Here is a 22,026-nt window from a genome sequence, read left to right as displayed (position 1 = left end):
GGTGCGCAGCGGCCCGCCGGGTCACCACGGGGCGCGGTAGCCGGTCGTGAGCTTGCGGCCGGTGCGGCGCCACTTGGGTTCCTTGTCGAGGGTCTTGAGGGTGATCGCACGCAGCCGCCGGATCACCGAGCCGTACGCGGAACTGGCCGCCGTGGAGACGGTCGAGCCGGGAGGCGCGTCCATGAACGGCATGAACTTGTCGGGGAATCCGGGCATCGTGCAGGCGATGCAGATGCCGCCGACGTTCGGGCAGCCGCCGACCCCGTTGATCCAACCGCGCTTGGGGACGTTGCACTTCACGACCGGGCCCCAGCAGCCGAGCCGCACCAGGCACTCCGGCGTGCCGTAGTCGGTGGCGAACTGCCCCTGTTCGTAGTAGCCGCCGCGGTCGCAGCCCTCGTGCACGGTGGCACCGAACAGCCAGGCGGGGCGCAGCTTGTCGTCCAACGGGATCATCGGCGCCGAGCCGGCCAGCTGGTAGAGCAGGTACGTCAGGGTCTCGGCGAAGTTGTCGGGCTGGATCGGACAGCCGGGCACGCAGACGATCGGCAGCCCCGCCTTGGACTTCCAGTCCCACCCGAGGTAGTCCGGCACACCCATCGCACCGGTCGGATTGCCCTCCATGGCATGGATACCGCCGTACGTGGCACAGGTGCCGATCGCGACGACGCCGGTGGCCTTCGGGGCGAGCCGGTCCAGCCACTCACTGGTGGTGATCGGCTGACCGGTCGCCGGGTCGTCGCCGAAGCCGCACCAGTAGCCCTCCTCCTTGATCTCCTCGTTGGGAATGGATCCCTCGACCACCAGGACGAACGGGTCGAGTTCGCCGCGGTCCGCCTTGAAGAACCACTCAACGAAGTTGTCGGCGCCCTGCACCGGTCCGCACTCGAAGTCGATGAGCGGCCAGTGGACGGCGACCTTCGGCAGGCCCGGCAGGGCCCCCGTGACGATCTCCTCGATGCTCGGCTGCATGGCGGCCGTCAGAGAGACCGAGTCGCCGTCGCAGCTGAGCCCCGCGTTGATCCAGAGAATGTGCACCACGTCGGTGTCGGTGGCAGTCGTTGTTGCAGCACCCATGAGGATGCCTCCTCGGAGCCGGGAGAGCCGGACACAATGGCTCAGAACCGTCTTAACAGCGGTTGGCCCGGCACGCCGGTCCACACGGCCGTGCGGGCCATCCGATGGGCCGCAGACCAGGTCCGCCGTTCGGCCCAACACACCGCCGCTCGGGGGCGAAGAACTGGCGGCGCATCACCGCCAGCTCCTCGGCACGGTACGCGGCCGGCGACCGACTGCGTCCGTCGACCTTCCGAGCGGCCTTCTCCGCCACGAGGGTTCCCTTCATGGTGCTCATCGCCGCGTTCGGGGCCGCGCTGCTCGTCGCGGTCCTGCTGTCGGGCCTGGCCGCTCGCACCGTCCTCTCCACCTCGTCGCTGTTCCTCGCCGCGGGCGCTTTCAACGGCGGCCTCGAACGCAGCCACTCGCCTGACGACTGACCACAACGGGGGGCGCCAATGTTGGCGGCCGGTTCGGATTCCCCGCACGCAACCGGTTGACGGGGAGTCACCAGGCTGCGGATGCCACGACGTGCGGTCGTCGACGGAGTCAGAATGAACAAATACCCCGTCGCGACCAGGCTGCAGAGGCCAGGCCTGCGGAAACGTGCTCGGCGAGGCGATGTGAACGAGCGTTCACGACCACATTGCGAACCTCACGAACCTGTTCGAGGTCATGCTCGGCACCGGCATGCGCCGCGGCGAAACCCTCGCCCTCCACTGGTCGCGGCGGGTGGCGTCGGTGTAGCCGGACCCCCTCCGCTTCCCGGTGGCCGGGCCTGCGGGTCGGCCCCGCCTGCTGATCTCCGCCCAGCCCGACACCACCCCACTGCCCATCACCGCCATCGAGCGCCCTGGGCGAACGAAACCAGAGGCGGGAATCGGAGCGCGACAGAAAGCCGTGGAACGGGCACGTGCGAGCGGCCCCGAACCAGTTGCTCCGATCGGCACAGCGCTCGCCAGGCGGCCAAGAGGATTCGCCCCATGGGAATCCGGTCCATTCTTCCCCTGCCGCGGTTTCGCCTCTCACACGATTGAGGGATTAAGGCCAGTAAATTCCTCTTGCCCGTCCCCGCCGAATAAACTGCGGCAGAGGATCAAGGGGATTTCCGCAGGTTCCTTGCACACGGCTCAAGCTCACGCGAACCTCGCTGAGCACCGGTTTCGGCGTGACTCACTCGGTGGCCCTGTCGCGCCGCTGCGCCTCTCGGAGAGGGCCACCCCTGGCTGCTGCGGCCCGGCAAGGGCATGCGGTGCAACGTGTCGTCCGACCGATCGTCGAAGGGAGGTGAAGCGTGATCAAACAGCTCTGGGGGCCGGTGTTCGACCTGGTGGGCGACGGCGGCTTCAACGCCGCCACGTTCAGTTGGTTCACTCTCAAGGTCGGCAACCTCATCGAGATGGGCCTGGTCGTGCTGATCTTCGTTGCCGGCATGTTCGTCAAGCTGCCCGGCGGCAAAACGGAGCCACCGGAGGACGCGCGATGACCGGCCGGACCGCCGTCTCCGGAGATGCAGCCGCCGGGAATACCCGGTGAGCGGCGGCGGTGCCGCCCCGGGCGGCCGGGGACCGGACCCGGCCACGAACACCACGGGTGCCGAAGGGTTCTCGTGGAAGCGTCCAAGCCCGTGGCTGCGGGGCTACCTGGTACGGAACCTCCCGCTGCGCAAGTTGCTGCCCGACCGGGAGCCGGCATTCGTCTCCTCGGTGCTCTACACCATGGGGGTGTTGACGCTCGCGGCACTCATCATCACGGTCGTCAGCGGCATGATCATCGCACTGGGTGGGGTGTCGTTCTGGCACACGAACACCTTCGGCGCTTTTATGAACAGCATTCATTTCTGGGGTGTGCAAGCCATGTTCTTGTTCATGGCCGTCCACTTCATGACGAGCTTCTTCACCATGGGCTGGCGCGGCGGGCGCGGTTGGACGTGGATCACCGGTGTCCTCGCCTTCATTGTGAGCATCCTGACTGCTTTCACCGGCTTCTTGATGATGACGAACTGGGACAGCCAGTGGATCGGCCAGCAGGCCAAGGACGCGTTCAACGCGCTCGGCATCGGTTCGATCTGGAACGTGATGAACGCGGGTCAGCAGTTCACCGTGCACATGGTCGTCACCGTCGCCGTGCTGCTGTTCATCGTCCTGGTGCACATCGGCCTGATCCGACGCAGGGGCGTCGCGCCGCCACCTGGGGCGGAAGCGCTGGAGGTCCCCGACGAGCCGGCCCGAACCGCGGTCCGGGGCTGAGGAGGCAAGGATGGCAGCACCCGCGCAGGAGCCGGGCACCACTCGCACCAAGCGCCACGCGCTCGCCACCTGGCAAGGCCCCGAACGCCGCTTCGATCTCATCGCCGAAGGCACTGTCGCGGTGGTCGTCGTCGCCCTGCTGTGCGTTCTTGCCGCAAGCCTGTGGGGTTCCCCGAACGGCGGCCTGACCTATCCCAAAGGCCCGGCCTCCCCACCCGGGCAGGCGTTCAGCGCCAAGTACTGGGACACCAACGACCCCTCCGACCTGACCCAGACGGCAGTGCAGGAGCTGCTCGGTGGGAGCAAGACGGCCGGGTACGGCCCGCCGTTCAACACCACCTCCGGGGCATCGCAGGAGATCGCCGGGATCCGCCCGGCGGAGATCGCGAAATCGGTCTTCGGCCTGACCCTGCCGATCAACACCGCCGACGACTTCGTCCTGGCCCCGGTCTCCCGGCTCGCCGCGCCCTTCGACCCCGCCGTCGCGGCGGCCGTCAGTCAGTACAAGGCCGCCGGCGGCGACCTCTCACCGGGCGCACCGGCGACCCGGCTCGCATCGCCTCAGCAGACGGTCTGGCTCAACAACTACGCCAGGGCGCTGGCCGACCCGAGCGCGACGTTCACCCCCACCTCCGCCACGGTGGGCCCGGGCGACTACGGACCTGTCCCGGTGATCATCCAGGCGGAACAGTTGATCGCTCAGAACGGCAGCCTCGACGGCTATTTCCAGAGCAGTGATCAGCAGCTGAGCACCAACACCACGAAAGGGACCATGTTCTTCGGTGACGGCGGCCTCTGGGCCGACATCGCGACGGCGCAGGGCGTCGCGGGTGACCAGTGGGGCGTCATGAACGAACTGTGGAACTACCCCGGGCAGGTCTGGCTCTGGCTGTATGCCGGCATGTACCAGATTCCTGCGCTCAACCCTTCCGGAAACGCCAATCTCGACCTCGATGTCGGGCTGCTCATGATCTTGTTCGGCTTCCTGCTGCCGACGTTCGCGCCATGGATTCCGGGCATCAATCGCATTCCACGGTGGATCCCCCTCTACAAGATCATCTACCGGGATTACTACCGCAGCACCGGCGGTGGCCATCCACCCGCCGAGACGCCCGACGAGCCAGATCCCGCACCGTCGAGCCCCACGACATGATTGAGCCCGGACGGAGCCCCTGAAACGACCACGCCACCAGACCCCCCGTTACCTTTTTGGTGGCCCCGCAATAGGGCTCCCGGCCTCCGGCCCGGCATGACTGTTCCCCCCTGTAGTTCGCATGATCCGGGGGGTGGTGTCACCGGACCGGAGGCATCGGTAGACCGCTGATAGAGGCAGGACCACCAGCTCGCTGGGAGGCTCTTCGTAACGTGGATGCCGGCGACTGGTGCCACGCCAACGAGGCCGGGACAGCACGACCTCGTAAGGGATCAGCGTGATCGACACCGGCGATGTGGACGTCTTCCTCGGCCTGGACGTCGGCAAGGGCGAGCACCACGGAACCGCGGTGACCCGGGCGGGCAAGCGGGTCTTCGACAAGCGGCTGCCGAACAGCGAGCCCAAGATGCGGGCCGTGCTGGACAAGCTCACCGCCAAGCACGGCACTGTCCTGGTCGTGGTCGACCAGCCCGCCTCCATCGGCGCCCTGCCCCTGGCGGTCGCCCGGAACGCCGGCTGCCGCGTCGCCTACCTGCCCGGACTGACGATGCGTCGCATCGCCGACCTCTACCCCGGCGAAGCCAAGACCGACGCCCGTGACGCCTTCGTCATCGCGGACGCCGCCCGCACCATGCCGCACACCCTGCGCGGCATCGAGCTCACCGACGAGACCATCGCCGAGCTGGAGATGATCGTCGGCTTCGACGACGACCTCGCCGGCGAGGCCACCCGCATCGCCAACCGCCTGCGCGGCCTGCTCACCCAGATTCACCCGCACCTGGAACGCGTGCTGGGGCCCAGGCTCGACCACCCGGCAGTCCTGGCCCTGCTGGAACGGTTCGGCTCACCGGCCGCTCTACGCAAGGCCGGACGCCGCCGCCTGCTCGATGCCGCCCGGCCGCTGGCCCCACGCATGTTCGAGCGCCTGGTCGAGGACATCCTCAGCGCGCTGGACGAGCAGACCGTCGTCGTCCCAGGCACCAAGGCGGCCGCGCTGATCGTGCCGAGCCTGGCCGGCTCGTTGAGGGCCGTCCTCGACCAGCGCAAGCTCCTGGAGAAGCGGATCCAGGAACTGCTCGACGAGCACCCGCTGTCGCAGATCCTGACCTCCATGCCCGGCATCGGCACCAGAACCGGTGCCCGGGTCCTGATCGACGTCGGCGACGCGAGCGCGTTCCCGACCGCAGCCCACCTCGCCTCCTACGCCGGCCTGGCCCCCGCGACCCGCAGTTCCGGATCCTCGATACGCGGCGAACAGCCCTCCCGCCGCGGCAACAAGCAGCTGAAACGGGCGTTCTTCCTGGCCGCGTTCGCTTGCCTCGCCGACCCGGCCTCACGGGCCTACTACGACAAGAAGATCAGCCAGGGCAAGCGGCACACCCAGGCCCTCCTCTGCCTGGCCAGACGCCGGGTCGACGTCCTGTTCGCCATGCTCCGCGACGGCACCCTCTACCAGTCCCGGCCAGCCGGAACGTCCTGAATCACCGAGACTCCGGATCTCCACAAGCCGGACAGTCGTACTCGTCCACAGAGTCCGCCGCGACCAGATGACCGCAGAAGTCACAAGGCCGCAGGCCCTCATCGGCATACACCGGAACAGTCGGCTCGTCTCCCACACACGCCAGGGTGTCAGATCACCTCCCGACAGCCACCGGCCTCTTGACCAAACACATAGAGGCACCCCCCGGGAGCCGGGCGACGGCTCGACGCCGACCCGGGGCGAGTCTGATGCACGTCCGGAGCCTGTTGGCGTTCCGAGGGTGCCGCTGGTGAAGTGCCCCAAGCGTGGTCGGGTTTACCGCAGGTGCGGGCGCAAGGACGGCAACAGCGGGAGGCAGTTGGGTTCGCGGTGTCCGCGGCTGGCCGCCGATACGGCGCATGGCCGGTGGACGTATGCGGTGGATCTGACCCGGGAGGACGGCAAATGTAGGACTCGGCGGCGGGGGTGGGTTCGCCGGCCGGGCGGAGGCCGCGAGGGAGATGGCGCGGGTGCTGGGTGCCGGCTACCGGGGCGTGCACGAGGACCGGCTCACCGACCTGTTGGAGGTGATGCTCGGCACGGGGATGCGCCGTGGCGAGGCCCCCGCCCTGCGCTGGTCCGACGTGCGCCTCATGGACCGCACGCTCCACGTCAACTGGACACTCGCCGTCATCGGCAACGGGAAGCCGGCGCGGCGAAGCGGCCTTCCCCGGCCGCCCCACGGCGCTCGGGCTTTTCCTCAACGGGGGCCCCACCCCTGGAAGCCGCCCGATCGGGGGCGGGGCTCCGCACACGTACGGTTCGCGGTCAGCCGAGGCCGCGGGTGTCCTGCTTCAGCGCGGTGTCCACGGTGAGCGCGGTCGCCACGACGAGGCTGATCAGCGGGTCGGGGAGCGGGCGGTGGATCTGGAGCACGTAGTTGTCGGCCGTGGTGAACATCGTCTTCGCCAGGCCTTCCCAGGTCTTGGTGATCCGGGCGACCTCGGTGTCCGTCTCGTCGACGATGGAGAAGTTCCAGGCCCGCCAGTTCTCCGCCTTGATGGCGCCGACCCTCCGGCCGCCGACCTCCATCGCGAAGTTGATCTTCCCGAGGACGTTCTGCTGAATGATCTGGCCGACCTCCTGGCCGTCCGGCCGCTGCACGATCACCCGCTACCTGATGATCTTCGCCGGACGGGTCAGCAGCAGCACCGGGGTGCCGTGCGCGTCACGGATCTCCAGCTTGTGGGTCAGGCACTGGTCGACGGAGGAGAGCAGCCGGAGCACCTTGCGCAGGCCGCTCTGGCCGACCTGAACCACCGAGCCCAGCGTGGCGCCCCGCTGATCGAAGACCGCGTACTCGTTGGTCAGCTCGATCAGCTTGACCTTCTGGTTCACCACCAGAACGGGCTCGGAGAAGAGAGTGCCGCCGCCACCGAGGACCGGCCCGACGCCCGCCTGCTGCTGCACCTGGCGCTGCACCTTGGCGGAGTCGCCGACCGGAGCGGCCGGCTGCCCGGGGAAACCCGGGGTGTTCGTATTCTGGGACATGGCGGGCAGGCTAGGGCCAATCCCCGGTGGGTAGCTAGATCATTTCGGACGGCCGCCGGGCTCGTCCGGGGCATCGAGTGGTGAATTCGACCTGCGGGTTTGGGCGTTGTGAACGCCGGCCGACACTCGACACGGTGGGCGTGGCCGACATCACATCCACTGATCGCGCGCGGACGATGGCCTGCCTCGCAGCAGGCCGGCCCGGCTGTCGAGACCCTGCTCGGCGACGGTCCGTCACGGGCAGCCGGCCACCCGTCGCACCACCCCGCTGTTCCGCCGGGTGAAAGTCACCGGGTTCGCTGCGGCGACCGTCGCGATCGACCGCGAGCCGCTGAGCTCGGAGGCAGACGCAAGCCATCGAATCAGGCCGTGACCTCGCCGTTCGCTCGGACGCGTCGGGTCCGGTCAGGCGGCCGCGTTGTAGCGCTCAAGATGACGACTGAACTGCTGGAGATCCTCTTCCGCCCAATCCGCGAGGCGCTCCAGAAAGGCCAGGCGGCGGTACTCGTTGGCCTGCTCCCCGACCTTGCGGCCGGCAGTCGAGGGGCGCAGGATCTGGCCGCGATGGTCGTCGGGATCGGTCTCACGAACCACCAGCCCCAGCTTCTCGAGCGCGCCGACCTGCCGGCCGGCGGTCGATTTGTCGAGCATGAAGTAGGTGGCTAGGTCCGTCGCCCGGCAGTCGCCGCGCTCGGTCATGACGTCGAGCATGCTGCGGGCGACCAGCGACATTCCGGGGTAAAGGCCCCCGGCGCGGCTGCGGGAACGCCGGGCGAAGGCCGTCAGCTCCCGCTGGATCGACTGCAGGGTCTCCTCGAAGGTTGGGGCATTCGCTGGTTGTATAGTACATCTCATTGGTTGCATTTACCAACAACACGCCATCGCCACCAGGACGGACCGCCCGAGCATGAAGACATCAGACGGGGCCGAATCGGCCCAGCCCACCGCCACCCACCACGCCGCACCGAACCGCTGGCACAGCATCGGGCACCTGGCCGTGCACCTGCTCACGCCGCTACTGATGTGCCTGGGCATGGCGCTCGCCTACCAGGGCGCCTTCCACCAGCCGGAGCCCCACCACCTGAAGGTCGCCGTGGTGGGCACCACCGCGCCGGACCAGGTGCTGGCGCAGACCCTCAAGGACCGGGCGGGCGACGCGCTCGACGTCACCACCCTGCCCGACCGGCAGAGCGCCGAGCAGCAGCTGCGCGACCGGGACCTCGTCGGCGCGTACGTCCCCGACGCCAACCGTCCGGAACTGCTCGTCGCCAAGGGCAACTCCGACACCTCCGCGATGGCCGCGGAGGCGGTGTTCCAGCCCGTCGCCGCGCACCAGGGCGTGCCGCTGGCCGTCACCGACGTGGCCCCGCTCGCGGCCGGCGACCCGACGGGGCAGGGGATCTTCTTTCTCCTGGTCGCCCTCAGCATCGGCTCCTACGCCAGCGTGGCGGTGATCGGCACGGCAGGCGCGGCCCTCGGCATCCGAGTGCGTGCACTGGTCGGGCTGGCGACCTCGCTCGTCGTCAGCGCGATCGGGATCGTCACCGCGGGACCCGTGTTCCACATCGTCGACCACCAGCAGGTCGCGATCTGGGCGCTCGGCTGGCTCTACTCGGCGGGCATCGTCGCCATCGGCACCGGCCTGCACGCCTTCCTCAAGCGGTGGACCACGCTGACCATGATGGTGCTGTTCGTGATGCTCAACTTCACCACCTCCGGCGGCATCTACCGTCCCGAGCTGCAGAACGGCTTCTTCGGCGCGCTGCACGGATTCTGGAACGGCGCCGGATTCATCGAAGGCGCGCGCAGCATCCTGTACTTCGACGGTGGCGCGGGCCTCGGCGGGCGGGTGCTCTCGCTCGCGCTGTGGCTCGTGGTCGGACTGGCGCTGCTCGTCGCCGCCGGTATCTACGAGCAGCGGCAGCGGACTGCCGCGGTGACCGGTCCGACGGCGGAGCCCAGGTCCGACGAACTCGCCGAGGACGAGCTGGAGGAACTGGAGGAGACCGTCGCGGTCTGACGCGAGCGCGCCGCTGAATGCCCAAGGGACGGCGCATCCCTCCGCAAGACGGGCAACGAGTCCTTCTCGCTGACGGATCGACAGCAACCGAGTGGATTCCTCGACACCGGAGAATTCACGGCGCGCGGCCCGCAGCGCCGGCGGCACGGTCTCCTCACGCCGACGCGTGTCGGCGTTCCGGGCGTTCGCGGGCTCACAGGTGCAGCTCGCCGAAGCCCTCGAACCGGAACTCCGGCGCGACCAGCGACTGTTCGGCCCAGATGACCTTGCCCCGGGCCGCGTACCTGGTCCCCCACCGCTCGGCCGTCTGCGCCACCAGGAACAAGCCCCGGCCGCCCTCGTCCGTGGTGGCGGCGTAGCGCAGGTGCGGGGCGGTGCTGCTGCCGTCCGAGACCTCGTGGACGAGGCTGCTGTCGCGCAGCATGCGGACCCGGACCGGCTCGGTGCCGTAGCGGATGGCGTTGGTGATCAGCTCGCTGAGGATCAGCTCGGCGGTGAAGGACAGGTCCTCCAGTCCCCAGGCGGCCAGTCGGTCGGCGCACTCCTTCCGGATGCGTGACACCGAGGCGAAGTCGAACGGCACGTCCCAGCTGGCCACCTGGTCGGCTTCGAGCAGCCGGGTGCGCGCGACCAGGAGCGCGATGTCGTCGGTGGGGCGCGGCGGCACCAGCGCGTCGGACACGGCCCGGCAGATGTCGTCCGGGGAGTGCCGGACGTCGGCGCCGGCCAGGGAGCGGCGCAGTGCCTCCAGTCCGGTTCCCAGGTCGCGGTCGCGGTTCTCGACCAGCCCGTCGGTGTAGAGCACCAGGGCGGTTCCGGGGGCCAGCCGCAGGTCGGCGGTTTCGAAGGGCAGTCCGCCCACGCCGAGCGGCGGCCCGGCCGGCAGGTCGACGAACTCGGCGCTGCCGTCGGGCTCCACCAGCACCGGCGGTGGATGTCCGGCCCGCGCCATGGTGCATTCGCCGGACGTCGGATCGTAGATCGCGTACAGACAGGTGGCGCCCGTGACGGCCGCCCGCTCGCCCTGGCCCCCGATGTCCCGCTCTCCCCCGGAGTTCTCCGCCGGGTCGAGGCGGGTGACCAGTTCGTCGAGGCGGGCGAGCAGTTCGTCCGGGGGCAGGTCGAGGGCGGAGAGGTTGAGGACGGCCGTGCGCAGGCGGCCCATGGTGGCGGCAGCGTGCAGGCCGTGGCCGACGACGTCCCCGACGACGAGCGCGACGCGGAAGCCGGGCAGCGGAACGACGTCGAACCAGTCCCCTCCCACCCCGTGCAGCGCCGGCAGGTAGCGGTAGGCCGCCTCCAGGGCGCTCTGCTCGGGCAGTGCTCCGGGCAGCAGGCTGCGCTGCAACGCCTCGGCCATCGTGCGCTCGCGGGTGTACCGGCGGGCGTTGTCGAGGCAGACTGCCGCGCGGGCGGCCAGCTCGTCGGCGAAGGAGAGGTCGTCCTCCTCGAACGGTGGCGACCCCGCCCGCCAGAAGTGGACCGTGCCCAGGGTCGTGCCGCGGGCCCGAAGGGGTGCGCAGATCAGCGAGTGGACCCCGTACGAGAGCACCCGGTCGGCCGCCTCCGGGCTCCGCGCCCGCCAGGCGTCGGACCCGCGCAGGTCGGCGACGAGCGCGGCGCGCCCGGTGTCCAGCGCGATCTCCTCCGGGGTGCCGGGGCGCGGGTCGAGCCGCGAGCCGATCGGGAAGAACGGCCAGTCCTCGTCGACGCCGCCGACCGCGACGCGGCGGATCCACAGGCCCTGCGCGGTGCCCGGGTCCGGGGGCTCCTCACCGTTCAGCACGGCGTCGGCCAGCTCGACCGTGGCGAAGTCCGCGAAACCGGGAACGGCCACGTCGGCCAGCTCCTGCGCGGTCCGCGCCACGTCCAGGGTGGTGCCGACCCGCAGCCCGGCGTCGTAGAGCAGTTGCAGTCTGGCCCGCGCGGTCTCGGCCTGCCCGGCCAGTGCGCGCAGTTCGGTGGTGTCACGGACGGTCGCGACGCTGCCCGGCTCTCCGCCGAACGGTGCGGTGGGGCGGTTGTTGACGGCGAGCAGCCTGTCCCCGGCCCGGTGCACCTCGTCGGTGGCGGCCCGCCCGGACGCCAGCAGCTCGGCCAGCGCGGGGGCGAGCCCGAGCTCGGAAACGGCCCGTCCCTCCGCGTCGGGCGGCAGTTCGAGCAGCCGGCGGGCCTCGTCGTTGGCCAGCAGCACCTGTCCGTCCCCGCCGACGATCAGCACACCCTCGCGGACGGCGTGCAGCACCGCGTCGTGGTGCTCGTACATCCGCGTCATCTCGGCCGGGCCCAGGCCGTGCGTCTGGCGTCGCAGCCGCCGCCGGGCCAGCGCCGCCCCGCCCGTGCCGACCGCGAGCGCGGCCGCCGCACCGCCGATCAGGATCGGCAGCTGCCGGCCCACCGCGCTGCCCACGTGGGCGACGGTGATTCCGACCTGGACCACGCCGGCGACCGAGCCGTCCGGCCGGTGGACCGGCGCGCCGGACTCGACGACCCGCCCGACGGGCGTCCGGAAGCTGTCGGTGGTCGGCCCGGCGAGGGTGTGCTCGAACGGACCGATGACGTGCTTCCCGATCAGGTCGGGGCTCTGGGCCGAGTAGCGGATCCCGGCCGGGTTGGCGAACACCACGTAGTCGACGCCGCCCTCCTGCACGACCTTGTCCGCCAACGGCTGCAGCACCGCGGTCGGATCGGGACCGTCCATCGCGCTCACCACGCCGGGGGCCCGCGACAGGGCGACGGCCACGGCCCGGGTGCGGCCCGCGGCCTCACCGGTGGCGGACCGCCGGGCCTGCAGCAAGAGCGCCGTCAGCGCCACGCCGACCAGCAGCAGCACGACCACCAGCAGCACCACGAACACCTGCCCGGCAACGGTGCGCACCCGCAGCCGCGAGCGCACCCCGCTTCGGGCGGATCGCTGTCCGTCCGACCCGCCCGGTCCTGCACCTCGAGCGGCATTGCCGTCCGCTGCATTCATCCAGGCCATCCCCGCACATCCGGGTCCCAGCTCCTTCCACGCTGCCACCCCGCCCGATGTCGCGCACAGCAGGAGAATCACCAGAGGTCCGACGGAGCACGGCATGGCCACCACCGAATACGTCAACGCGGACTACCCGGTCCCGACGAACCGGTTCGTCCTCGACATCGACGGCGACGGCAAGACCGACGGCGTCTTCGCCTCGGTGTCCGGCCTGGAAGCCGGCGTCGAGAACATCCAGTACAAGGACGGCTCGCAACATTCTCCAGATGCCCGGCCAGCGGCAGGGCCTCAGCATCACCCTGCGCCGCGGCACCGTCCCGAAGAACAGCCCCCTGTTCGCCTGGCTCTACTCGGTCAGCGAGAACGAGGTCGACAAAGAGGACTGCACGATCACCCTCACCGACGAGTCCGGCACCACCGAGGCCGTCACCTGGACCGTCACCGACGCCTTCCCGGTGAAGCTGTCCGGCCAGAACCTGGACGGCACGAACGGCGAGGGGACCGTCGACGAGGTCGTCCTGTCCGCCGATCGGCTCGCCGTCATGTTCCACTGACGACTCGGCCGCTGTCCCCATGAGGGCGACGGCAGGGCGTGCCGACAGGACGGGGCCGCCCCGCACAGGTCGGGGTCGCCGCGAGGTCGGCCGCCAACCACCATGTCCCCGCAGGCGTGCCACCAACGTGCCCCGGGAGACCGCGCCAAAGGGAGCCGACGGGGGGCCGTGTCAGCTCTTCTCGTCGTCGGCCCAGGTGATGTCCATCTGGTCGATGAAGTAGCGGCCGTCGAAGCAGAGGAACACCTTGGAGCTGGTGTCGTTGTCCGCGATCCAGGTCTTGTTCCACTGCACGACGGTGCCGGCGCCGTCACGCTTGGGGAAGTAGAGGCCCTCGCGGCGCTCGGGCCGGTTGTAGAAGCCGTGGCCGTTGGCCAGCCGGTACGGCGTCCGGACGAGGGCGCCGTCGTAGTCGTCGAAGAGGGCCGCGGGGAAGTTGGTGCGGGCGACGAGTTTCGGCGGGACGTAGTGGACGTCGACCTCCTCGGAGTCCACGTAGCGGGCGGGTTCGCCCGGCAGCCGGTGAAAGGCCCTGCGCGCGGCGCCGGCCCGCTCGTAGCTGTCGGTGAAGGTCACGAGGCTGTCCTCCCGGCCCTCCTCGTACCAGTCCCCTTGCGAGTACTGGTCGAAGTCGAAGGTATCGATGCGCGTGCCCGGGGCGAGGAGCTCGCCGGGCACCTCCCGGAAGATCGTCTCCCCGAAGATCTGCTCGACGATCCGCCCGTACCTCTCGTAGCGGCGGGCCGGCACCCGGACCCGGCCGGTCCCCACCGGCAGGTCGGTGGCCTTCGGCGCCGGAGCGGGCTCGGGCTCCGGCGGCGGGAAGGGCGCCGGAGCCCAGGCGGTGCAGGACAGGTCCTGGGCACCGGCACCCTTCTCCAGCACCAGCGGCCCGCCCGGCCGGTCCGCGGCGGGGTCGGCCAGGCCCAACAGGCAGTCGGAGGCGTCGTTGATCGCCATCAGCCGGCCGGTGCCGCTCTGCACGTAGGCCCGCCACATCTGCCGCCAGTACGAGGAATCACTGCCGTCGTCGGAGAACTTGGGCCGCAGAGTGACCGCTGCGCCCCGGCCAGATGCCTCGGCGGTCAGGTAGAGGCCGGTGGCGGCGTGCCGGATCCGATGCTGGACCACCCGGAACCGCTCGGCCACCCACCGCTCGCCGTCACCGCCCGTCTCCGGCCCGAGCACCACGGGGGTACCCCCCGGGCTTCCCGCCGCGGCACCCGCCACCAGGCCGGGAATGCGATGCAGGCGGAGCGCGAACGCCTCCGCAGGCCAATCGGCCACCATGGTGAACACCCTCTCCACACAAGGGATATGACGTAGCGTCACACTATGATTGCCGATTCGAACGCGGTGGTGCCAGACGCGCCGGAACCCTCGCCCCCGGTTCCGCGGGTCGGCCGCCGAGCGGGTGGGCCCGCACCGGCAGCCGATGGTGTTCGTCGCCGCGACCTCGACCGGGGAAGGTGAGCCACGCGAACCCGCCGCGGCCCCCGAACTCCGCACCGGCAGACGGGCCGCGGGCGACTCCACCGGGATCGCCCGCAGCCTCAGTGCCGTCGCCATCGACATCCGCAGAGCCCGGGGGGCGTCGACCCGCGCCCGATGTTCCGCAGGTGGCAGATGACGGCCGGCCGGCCCGCAGACGCCGGTGCATCCGGTCCGCTTGCGGATTGACGGGCCGTACCGGCTGCGGGGCCCTCCCTGGCGCGGGCGTCAGCTCAAGGGGGAGAGCGGGACGTCGAGGTAGGACTCGGCCCCCTGGGGAGAGGTGATCTCGATGCTGGTCGGGGTGGAGTTGGCGTCGGCGAAGAACTCGTCGTGGGTGCCGATGACCAGCTGGAGCACCCGGCCCCCGGCGAGAGCGTAGTGGGCAGGCTGCAGGGGGAAGGTCACGGTGGTGGCCTGCCCGGCCTGCTGGTTGGTGAGGGTGTACGGGGCGTGGGTGATGACGGCGGCCTTGCCGGTGGCCGGGTCGCAGTCCAGCAGGTAGGCCACGATGGTGGCGTCCATCGCCCGCGGCTTCACCGTCACCCGCAGCTCCAGGTCGCCCTGGACGCGCATGGGCTGCTCGAACGGCGCGGTGGTCCAGATCGCGGCGAGCTCGCGGTCGATCTCGGCGGTCTTGCAGAGGTGGGGCAGGCCCATCCGCTCGGCCAGGCCGGTCTGGACCAGCTTCGGGGCGACGACGGCCTCGGTGCCCCGGCCGGTGGCCCTCACGGAGCGGGACCAACCGGACTGCCCGTCGCCGTCGGACAGTTGGCCGTCGCTCTGGCCGGCGTCGTCCGCGAGGTGGAAGCGCTTGCGCGGCAGCGCGTAGTCCGCCCAGCTGTCGTGGCGGAGGTCGGACAGGAGGTTGTGCATGTACTCGGAGCGGATGCCGAACTGGGGCGTGGCGCCGTCGCCGGCGGCGCCGCCGAGGTGGTGGTCCATCCAGCGGTAGGCCATCTCGGTGGGCTTGGAGACCAGGCCGAACAGGCCGGGGAGTTCACCGTTGCCGTGGTCGCCGACCTGGACGAGCAGCGACTTGGGGCCCGTCAGGTTGCTGAAGAGGTCGATGACGGCGGGCACCGAGAAGATGGTCTCGTGCCAGGCGGTGGTCAGCAGGATCGGCGTGTTCGCGCCGTTGTACGCGTCCAGGTGGTGCCTCGGCGAGCGCACCCGGGCGAACTCCCTGATCTCGTCGTCGACGGTGTTGCCGCGGATCTTCTCGATGATGCCGCGGAACTCCTTCGAGCAGCGGTCCTCGCCGAAGAACTGCACGAGCGCCTCGAAGGCCTTCAGGTGGCGGGTCCCGTTCTCGTACAGCGAGGCGAACAGGTCACCCCAGGCGCTGGTGCCGGCCACGGCCTTGATGCGCGAGTCCTTCGCGGCCGCCAGCAGGCTCGTGCCAGCACCGTAGGAGGAACCGAAGAACCCGACCCGGTCGGGGTCGACGCCGTCCTGTCCGACCAGCCAGTCGACGACCGCGCCGGCATCGGCCACGTCCTGCGGTCCGGCGACGTGGATCTCGCCCCCGGAGCCGGCCAGGCCGCGCTGGCTGTAGGCCAGCACGGCGTAGCCGCCCAGAGTCCAGCGCCGGAGCATGCCGAGGTAGGCCCGGTGCCCGATGCTGATCAGCGGGGCGGGCAGAACGACCGCCGGACAGGCCTGCCCGGGCGCGAGGTCGCGCGGCATGCTCAGCGCCGCGTCGAGGACCGTCCCGTCGGCCATGGTGATCGAGACCTCCTCGTACCGACCGATCTCGGCGTACACCTCGTAGGTGTCGGCCAGGCCCCACTGGTCCAAGCGGCCGATCCGGCGCGGCGAGGGGTCCAGCATCGCCTCACGGATCGCGTCCAGCTTGGCGAGGTCGTCGCTGTTGAGCGTGAACGGGTTCTCCGAGATGCCGTCAATGGACATGGCTGTGCCCGCCTTCCGTGGCAGTGAGACTGACGAGGTGTCGGACGCCATGCTCACCTCGCCGAGATCATCCCGGGGCAACTCCTCACACCAATCACTCCTTCGAGTGATTGGTGTTGCCGGAGCCTCGGGCCCGACCGCAAGCGAACCCCATGGCCGGCGGTGCGTTTCAGGCCCCTGGCCGGGTCGTCCGGTGCGAGACAACAGGCCCTCACACTCACCGACGAGGACCTGTTCATTCGTGCCAGGTCCACACCTTGAGGCCGCCGCTCGATCGGCCAGGGACGCCCCGACACCACACCCGCCTCCATCGGAGACTCCACCGTCGCGCCAGCCACTGTCGGCGAAGCGGTGGCACCGGCGCCCAGTACCACCGGCTCGGCATCGCTTGTCCCGTCTGCCGACCCCGGCCACGGCAGCTGGGCGTTCGCCGTCGACGCCCCTCCCGTCACGGCCGCCGCCGCCGCACCCTGCGCCGCGCCGGCTTCCCCGACGAGACCGAAGCCCGCATCGCGCTGCGGCAGTTCAACCAGTCCCTCGCCCTGGGATTCATCACCGACCCCCGGCAGACGACCGCCGACTACCTGCACCAGTGGCTCGACGAGAAGGCCCTGTACCTCATCTTGCGCTTCCACCGGATACGGAAGCCGAGGAAGTCGAACCCGTCGCCCCATGCACCACTTGGGTCTTGGCCGGTGACAGCCGCAACCCGAGCGAGGCCAGCGCGACGGCGACATCTTCGCGCAGCGGTGGCGGGGCCGCGCCCAACCAGCAGACCCCGCCGCATCCGGCTCCCGGTGCGACCACGGCCAAGCCGCCCGCCTCGACCGTGCCGGCCGGGTGCGGCGGCGCGAACTGGGGCGCCATCGTCAACGTGGCCGACGGTCAGAAGCTCGGCCTGGCCACCGACAGCCCGTCGGCGGGCGCTGCGGCCGTCATGGGCGGGACGACCGCCTACGGCTGGGTCCGCTCGGCGCCGGACCCCGGCGGCTGGTACCAGTTCCATCCGTGCAACCTGAGCGGTCCGGTCCTCGTCCAGGGCGAGAGCGACGGGGGCTGGCCCGCCCAGAACCGGAAGGTGCAACTCTCGTCGGGCTTCAGCTTCATGACGACCTGGTCGGTGGTCACGGCGAGCACCTCGGGCGCCTACTACCTCCAGGCGGGAGACACCTGCCTGACCAACAACGGCCCGGGCAAGCAGGTCACCATGACCGCCTGCACCCCGGCCAACAAGTTCCAGGAATGGCGGATCCCCTAGCCTGCGCGTTTCCTTCGGGGTCGCGTCCGGACCGGTCGTCGGCGGCTGGCCTGATGGTCCGGCTGACCCGGCACCCGGCCCGGTGGGGCCGCGATGCCCCCGGCCGTGCGAATCACCTCGATCCGGTGATGCCCGCTCACCTCGCCGGTGGTAGGGCTCAGTGACCATACCTCCCGGACAGGAGTCGGACATGAGTGAAGCACTCGACTGGAACGCGAAGACCATCGCGGAGTTCCGGGCGAACGAGGGACGGGTCGGCGGGGTCTTCGAGGGCGCTCCGCTGGTCCTGGTGCACCACCGCGGCCGCAAGAGCGGGCGGGAGTACGTCAACCCGATGATGTACCTCCCGCACGATACCGAGCCGGACGTCGTCTACGTCTTCGCGACCAACGGCGGAGCCCCCACCGATCCGGACTGGTACCGCAACCTGGCTGCCGCCGGCACCGGCAGCGTCGAACGCGGAACCGAGACGTACCGGGCGACCGTCCGCGAGTTGACCGGCGCCGAACGTGACCGGGTCTACGCCGAACAGGCCCGGCGCTACCCGGGCTTCGCCGACTACGCACAGCGGACGGAAGGCATTCGCACCATTCCCGTGCTCGAACTCCGGCGGGCGTGACTCATGTCCAAGGCGGTCAGGTACGACGGGTTCGGCGGGATCGACGTGCTGCGGGTCGAAGAGGTGGGGCGCCCGGTGCCTGCGGCCGGTCAGGTCCTGGTCCGGGTGAAGGCCGCCGGCATCAACCCGAGCGAAGCGGCCATCCGCAGGGGGGCGGTGGCAGACATCTTCCCGTCCACCTTCCCGTCCGGGCAGGGCAGCGACCTCGCCGGCGTCATCAAGGAGATCGGCCCCAGGGCCGGCGGGTTCCGGCCTGGTGACGAGGTGATCGGGTTCAGCAACGAGCGGGCCTCCCAGGCCGAGCTGGTCCTGGTCTAGACCGGCAACCTCACGCGCAAGCCGGAGCGGGTCCCCTGGGAGGTCGCCGGCGGCCTGTACGTCGCCGGTGTGACCGCGTGGGGTGCGGTTCACGCAGTCCGCCCCGGGGCGGGCGAGACCGTCGTGGTCTCCGGAGCGGCCGGCGGAGTCGGCTCGCTCGCCGTCCAGCTCGCCCGCCGCACCGGGGCCACCGTCATCGGCCTGGCGAGCGAGCGGAACCACCACTGGCTGCGCAGCCGCGGCGTGATCCCGCTCGCCTACGGTGACGGCGTCGCGGACCGGATCACACCGGCGCCGAGCGCGCGATCATGATGGCCGCCGTCCGCTGTCTCGACGAATTCGTCAAGCAGGACGGCGCGCGGTACTTCACCGAACGCCGCCCGATGGTCGACTGGACTGGGACCCGCCCGAGCGCACCCTGATCCGCGCAACCACCCGGCCCACGCCAGCCAGGGAGCCGATCATCCGATGAGCGACGACAGCACCCAGGACCGGGCCGGGTGGCCGATGCTCCGGCGGCTGGGCCGCCGGCTCTGGCAGCCGCCGCGCCCCCACGGTGAGCAGCCGCGCGAACGTGTCGTCGGCCCCCTGGAGCTCTTCTACGACCTGGTCGTGGTCACCCTGGTCACCCAGGCCGCCCATCACCTCGCGGGGAAGCTCACCTGGAGCGGCATCGGCGAGTACGCCGCGGTGTTCGGGCTGATCTGGATCGCCTGGGTCAACGGGAGCCTCCACCACGAACTCCACGGCCGCGAAGACGCCCGTGCCCGCAGCACCTTCCTGCTGCAGATCCTCATCCTCGTCCCCCTGGGCGCCGCCGTCCCCGAGGCCGACGGTGCGCGGGGAGCCGCCTTCGCCGTCACGGCCGGCGTCCTGTTCGCTGTACTCGCCCTGCTGTGGCTGTTGGCCTCCCGCGGCGACCAGCCCGAATTCCACCGGCCCAGCCGGCTGTTCGTCACCGGAACGGTCCTGTGTGCCGCCGCCCTCGGGACGAGCGCGCTGCTCTCCGCCACCGCCCGCGTCTGGGCGTGGGGACTGCTCGACCTCACCTACCTGGCCGGCTTCGCCGCCGTGACCGTGTGGGCGACGCCGCGCGAAACGGCAGCGCGCACCGTCACGGACGCACTGATCGAACGATTCGGGCTGCTCATCATCATCGTGCTCGGCGAGACCGTGACCGGCGTGGTCAGCGGGCTCGCGGCCGAGCCGGTCGACGCGCTCACGCTGACCGTCGCGCTGATCTCCGTCGTCGTCGGCTTCGGCGCCTGGTGGACGTACTTCGACTTCGTCGGCCGCCGGCAGCCGCGCCGGACCCCGGCGGCCACGGTGGAGTGGATGCTGGCGCACCTGCCGCTCACGGCCGCGGTCGCCGCCATGGGCGCGGCGATGGTCAGCCTGGTCGAGCACGCCCACGCCGCCCGCACCCCTGCCGCCACGGCCTGGGTGCTGTGCGGCGGCGCGGCCGTCGTGCTGGTCTGCACCATGCTTGTCACCGCGACCCTCCAGGTCTGGCACGCCAAGCGGGAGCTCTACCTCGCGCTGTCCCGGACCTGCGCGGCGGCCGCCCTCGCCTGCCTCGCACTCGCCGCGGCGCAGCCGTCGCCGCCCGTGCTGGGCCTCGTCCTCGTCCTGCTCTTCGCGATCCCGTGGGGGCTCGCCGTCACCTACCGCCTGCGCCGCCAGGAGAGAGCCGCCCGGGAATAGACCCCTCCAGGCGGTGAAGTACCGCGGCGGCCGCGCGCCGGCCGCCTCAAGTCCCGGGCGCCCCTGGGCCCTGTCGCTGGAGGACAGGGTTCTGCCGGTCGCGGTCCACTACCGGACCAACCTCACGATGCGCCGGCTCGCGCCGCTGTTCGGCCGCTCGACCACGGCTGCCCACCGGATCATCGTCGAGCGGCCACCGGGGCAAGGGCTGCGACGCCCTCGCCGCCTTCGCCCGCGCCCTGCTGTCCGTCTCGGCACGGGTCACCACGCGCGGGGTCCGAGGTAGTGCCGCGGGCCGGCCGCGCCGGGCGGGAATCCGGAGGTCGCGGATCGGGTGTGCGGCGTGGGCTGGCAGGGGTGCCCGGCCAGGGCGGCCGTCGACTCGGCGGCCGCCACCTTACTCGCGGACCTGGCCGGCCCCACGGGGTGTCGTGGGCGTGATCAGGCGACGGATGCCGACCCGGCGGTGCGGCGGGCGGACAGGCGGGTGAGCAGGGAGGTGCGGTGGCCGGGGTCGAGGGCGAGGTCGAGCGCGGTCCAGGCCATGGCCAGGCCGCCGTCGAGCAGGGCCCGGTCGGTCTGCGCGCTGGTGCCGAAGCGGGTGAACTCGGGGTTGTGCATGATGGTGTCGCCGCAGTCGTAGCCGATCATCGGGTGGATGCTCGACACGAGGTGGGAGACGTTGCCCATGTCGGTCGAGCCGCCGAGGAGTGTCGGTTCCTCCTGGAGGACGGTGCGGCCGACCGGCTGACCCGCAACATCGCCAAACCCCCGCTCCTGCCCCGCCCCGCCTCCGCACCCCGACACCTGTGGACCGAAGCCCAGACCGTCCGCTTCCTGCGCTTCACCCGCGCCATCGACCCCTTCTACGCCGACCTCGCCGAACTCATGATCGACACCGGCCTGCGCAAAGGCGAAGCACTCGCCCTCCACTGGAACGACGTACACCACACCGAGGGCGTCCTCTTCGTCCGCCACACCCTCTCCACCGTCGACAACAACCAACTCCTCCTCACCACCCCGAAGACCCCGCACAGCAGAACCTGGGTCGCCCTCTCCCACCGCGCCGCCACCCGCCCTCGACGACCTCGCCGACACCGGCCCCTTCGCCATCACCGACCCCACGGGCTACGTCTTCCACCGCCACGGCCGCCCCCTGCACCCCAAGACCGTCCTCGACCACTTCCACCTGCTCTGCGACAAAGCCGGCGTCCCCCGCACCGCCCTCCACGACCTGCGCCACCTCGCCGCGAGCTTCAGCCTCGCCGCAGGCGTCCCCCTGCCGAACATGTCCAAGACCCTGCGCCACCGGACCCTGTCCACCAGCGCCAACATCTACGCCGAACTCACCCCCGCGCCGCCCGCGCAGGCGTCAACGGCATCGCCTGGATCCTCGACAACGCCGACCGCGAAGAACTCGGCACCCGCGTCTGCCGCGCCAGCCGCCCCGCACGCCAGCACCCGCGCCCCCACCGGCCCCGGCCCGCCCATCGCACCCCGCGCACCGACGACCCCACCGAGGACTGGCCCATGTGGCCGGGCGACCACCATGCGACCACCAGCTGACACCACAACAGAAAGAGCCGGCACCTGGTTTCCCAAGTACCGGCTCTCAGTGGACGTTAAGTCCGTTTCTGGTAGCGGCCTCGTCCAGGTTGGGTGAGGAAGCCTTGGCGAGTGAGGCGTCCGAGGCGGCTGCGGGT

Annotated in this window: 20 protein-coding genes and 1 pseudogene; 14 read left to right on the top strand and 7 right to left on the bottom strand. The window is 70.8% G+C overall.

What is annotated here, in order from left to right:
- Positions 1-21 precede the first annotated feature (21 nt).
- Positions 22-1,077 carry a hydrogenase expression protein HypE gene (locus tag ACGFWJ_RS17150; RefSeq protein ID WP_392950068.1) on the bottom strand — a complete coding sequence of 352 codons (1,056 nt, stop codon included), beginning with the start codon at positions 1,075-1,077 and terminating at the stop codon, positions 22-24.
- 266 nt (positions 1,078-1,343) lie between these two features.
- Between ACGFWJ_RS17150 and ACGFWJ_RS17145 the strand changes: the two genes are divergently transcribed.
- The 5 genes from ACGFWJ_RS17145 to ACGFWJ_RS17125 all read left to right on the top strand — a co-directional run bounded on the left by ACGFWJ_RS17145 (position 1,344) and on the right by ACGFWJ_RS17125 (position 5,938).
- Entirely contained in the window at positions 1,344-1,496 is a 153-nt protein-coding gene (locus ACGFWJ_RS17145) for a hypothetical protein (RefSeq protein ID WP_392950065.1), read from the top strand.
- An 854-nt stretch (positions 1,497-2,350) separates the two neighbouring features.
- Positions 2,351-2,542, top strand: a complete 192-nt coding sequence (locus tag ACGFWJ_RS17140) for a hypothetical protein (protein ID WP_392950064.1) — start codon at positions 2,351-2,353, stop codon at positions 2,540-2,542.
- A 46-nt stretch (positions 2,543-2,588) separates the two neighbouring features.
- On the top strand, positions 2,589-3,305 hold the full coding sequence (locus tag ACGFWJ_RS17135) for a cytochrome b N-terminal domain-containing protein (RefSeq protein WP_392950062.1): 717 nt from the start codon (positions 2,589-2,591) through the stop codon (positions 3,303-3,305).
- 10 nt (positions 3,306-3,315) lie between these two features.
- A complete protein-coding gene (locus tag ACGFWJ_RS17130) occupies positions 3,316-4,458 on the top strand; it encodes a hypothetical protein (RefSeq protein WP_392950059.1) in 1,143 nt (380 codons plus the stop codon).
- Between the two features lie 277 nt (positions 4,459-4,735).
- Positions 4,736-5,938, top strand: a complete 1,203-nt coding sequence (locus tag ACGFWJ_RS17125) for an IS110 family transposase (protein WP_392950057.1) — start codon at positions 4,736-4,738, stop codon at positions 5,936-5,938.
- A gap of 807 nt (positions 5,939-6,745) precedes the next feature.
- Here ACGFWJ_RS17125 and ACGFWJ_RS17120 read toward each other — a convergent pair.
- Positions 6,746-7,447 (bottom strand): annotated as a pseudogene (locus ACGFWJ_RS17120) (LURP-one-related/scramblase family protein); the annotation flags it as partial.
- 426 nt (positions 7,448-7,873) lie between these two features.
- Positions 7,874-8,200, bottom strand: coding sequence for a MarR family winged helix-turn-helix transcriptional regulator (locus tag ACGFWJ_RS17115; RefSeq protein WP_392950055.1), 327 nt, complete (start codon positions 8,198-8,200; stop codon positions 7,874-7,876).
- A gap of 175 nt (positions 8,201-8,375) precedes the next feature.
- Here ACGFWJ_RS17115 and ACGFWJ_RS17110 point away from each other — a divergent pair, with 175 nt between their 5' ends.
- Positions 8,376-9,488: a hypothetical protein gene (locus ACGFWJ_RS17110; protein ID WP_392950054.1), complete on the top strand. Its 1,113-nt coding sequence runs from the start codon at positions 8,376-8,378 to the stop codon at positions 9,486-9,488.
- A gap of 193 nt (positions 9,489-9,681) precedes the next feature.
- Here ACGFWJ_RS17110 and ACGFWJ_RS17105 read toward each other — a convergent pair whose 3' ends face one another.
- The gene (locus tag ACGFWJ_RS17105; RefSeq protein WP_392950051.1) at positions 9,682-12,462 is read right to left on the bottom strand and encodes a SpoIIE family protein phosphatase; all 2,781 of its coding nucleotides are present in this window, start codon (positions 12,460-12,462) and stop codon (positions 9,682-9,684) included.
- 269 nt (positions 12,463-12,731) lie between these two features.
- On the opposite strand from ACGFWJ_RS17105, the gene ACGFWJ_RS17100 reads away from it, so the two are divergent.
- The gene (locus ACGFWJ_RS17100; protein WP_392950048.1) at positions 12,732-13,019 is read left to right on the top strand and encodes a phage tail protein; all 288 of its coding nucleotides are present in this window, start codon (positions 12,732-12,734) and stop codon (positions 13,017-13,019) included.
- A gap of 171 nt (positions 13,020-13,190) precedes the next feature.
- Here ACGFWJ_RS17100 and ACGFWJ_RS17095 read toward each other — a convergent pair whose 3' ends face one another.
- Both ACGFWJ_RS17095 and ACGFWJ_RS17090 read right to left on the bottom strand, forming a co-directional pair.
- Positions 13,191-14,309: an RICIN domain-containing protein gene (locus ACGFWJ_RS17095; protein ID WP_392950045.1), complete on the bottom strand. Its 1,119-nt coding sequence runs from the start codon at positions 14,307-14,309 to the stop codon at positions 13,191-13,193.
- Between the two features lie 429 nt (positions 14,310-14,738).
- Positions 14,739-16,424 carry a CocE/NonD family hydrolase gene (locus tag ACGFWJ_RS17090; RefSeq protein ID WP_392950043.1) on the bottom strand — a complete coding sequence of 562 codons (1,686 nt, stop codon included), beginning with the start codon at positions 16,422-16,424 and terminating at the stop codon, positions 14,739-14,741.
- 688 nt (positions 16,425-17,112) lie between these two features.
- On the opposite strand from ACGFWJ_RS17090, the gene ACGFWJ_RS17085 reads away from it, so the two are divergent.
- The 6 genes from ACGFWJ_RS17085 (at position 17,113) to ACGFWJ_RS17060 (ending at position 20,609) form a co-directional block, all read left to right on the top strand.
- Entirely contained in the window at positions 17,113-17,682 is a 570-nt protein-coding gene (locus ACGFWJ_RS17085) for a hypothetical protein (protein WP_392950041.1), read from the top strand.
- A gap of 190 nt (positions 17,683-17,872) precedes the next feature.
- A complete protein-coding gene (locus ACGFWJ_RS17080; RefSeq protein ID WP_392950038.1) occupies positions 17,873-18,301 on the top strand; it encodes a nitroreductase family deazaflavin-dependent oxidoreductase in 429 nt (142 codons plus the stop codon).
- Positions 18,302-18,304: 3 nt separating this feature from the next.
- Positions 18,305-18,619, top strand: coding sequence for an alcohol dehydrogenase catalytic domain-containing protein (locus tag ACGFWJ_RS17075; RefSeq protein WP_392950036.1), 315 nt, complete (start codon positions 18,305-18,307; stop codon positions 18,617-18,619).
- Positions 18,620-18,688: 69 nt separating this feature from the next.
- Positions 18,689-18,931, top strand: a complete 243-nt coding sequence (locus tag ACGFWJ_RS17070) for a hypothetical protein (RefSeq protein WP_392950034.1) — start codon at positions 18,689-18,691, stop codon at positions 18,929-18,931.
- 156 nt (positions 18,932-19,087) lie between these two features.
- Positions 19,088-20,323 (top strand): low temperature requirement protein A, encoded by a 1,236-nt coding sequence (locus ACGFWJ_RS17065; RefSeq protein ID WP_392950032.1) that lies wholly within the window; start codon positions 19,088-19,090, stop codon positions 20,321-20,323.
- A 13-nt stretch (positions 20,324-20,336) separates the two neighbouring features.
- Positions 20,337-20,609, top strand: coding sequence for a transposase family protein (locus ACGFWJ_RS17060; protein ID WP_392950030.1), 273 nt, complete (start codon positions 20,337-20,339; stop codon positions 20,607-20,609).
- Positions 20,610-20,764: 155 nt separating this feature from the next.
- Here the strand turns inward: ACGFWJ_RS17060 and ACGFWJ_RS17055 are convergent, their stop codons facing one another.
- On the bottom strand, positions 20,765-21,301 hold the full coding sequence (locus tag ACGFWJ_RS17055; RefSeq protein ID WP_392950028.1) for a hypothetical protein: 537 nt from the start codon (positions 21,299-21,301) through the stop codon (positions 20,765-20,767).
- Positions 21,302-21,434: 133 nt separating this feature from the next.
- On the opposite strand from ACGFWJ_RS17055, the gene ACGFWJ_RS17050 reads away from it, so the two are divergent.
- Positions 21,435-21,986, top strand: coding sequence for a tyrosine-type recombinase/integrase (locus tag ACGFWJ_RS17050; protein ID WP_392950555.1), 552 nt, complete (start codon positions 21,435-21,437; stop codon positions 21,984-21,986).
- Positions 21,987-22,026: the final 40 nt, after the last annotated feature.

Source organism: Kitasatospora sp. NPDC048407 (genome assembly GCF_043200475.1).
Classification (GTDB): Bacteria; Actinomycetota; Actinomycetes; order Streptomycetales; family Streptomycetaceae; genus Kitasatospora.
The sequence above is the reverse complement of the archived record's forward strand: the minus strand, read 5'-3'. Positions and strand labels throughout refer to the sequence as shown.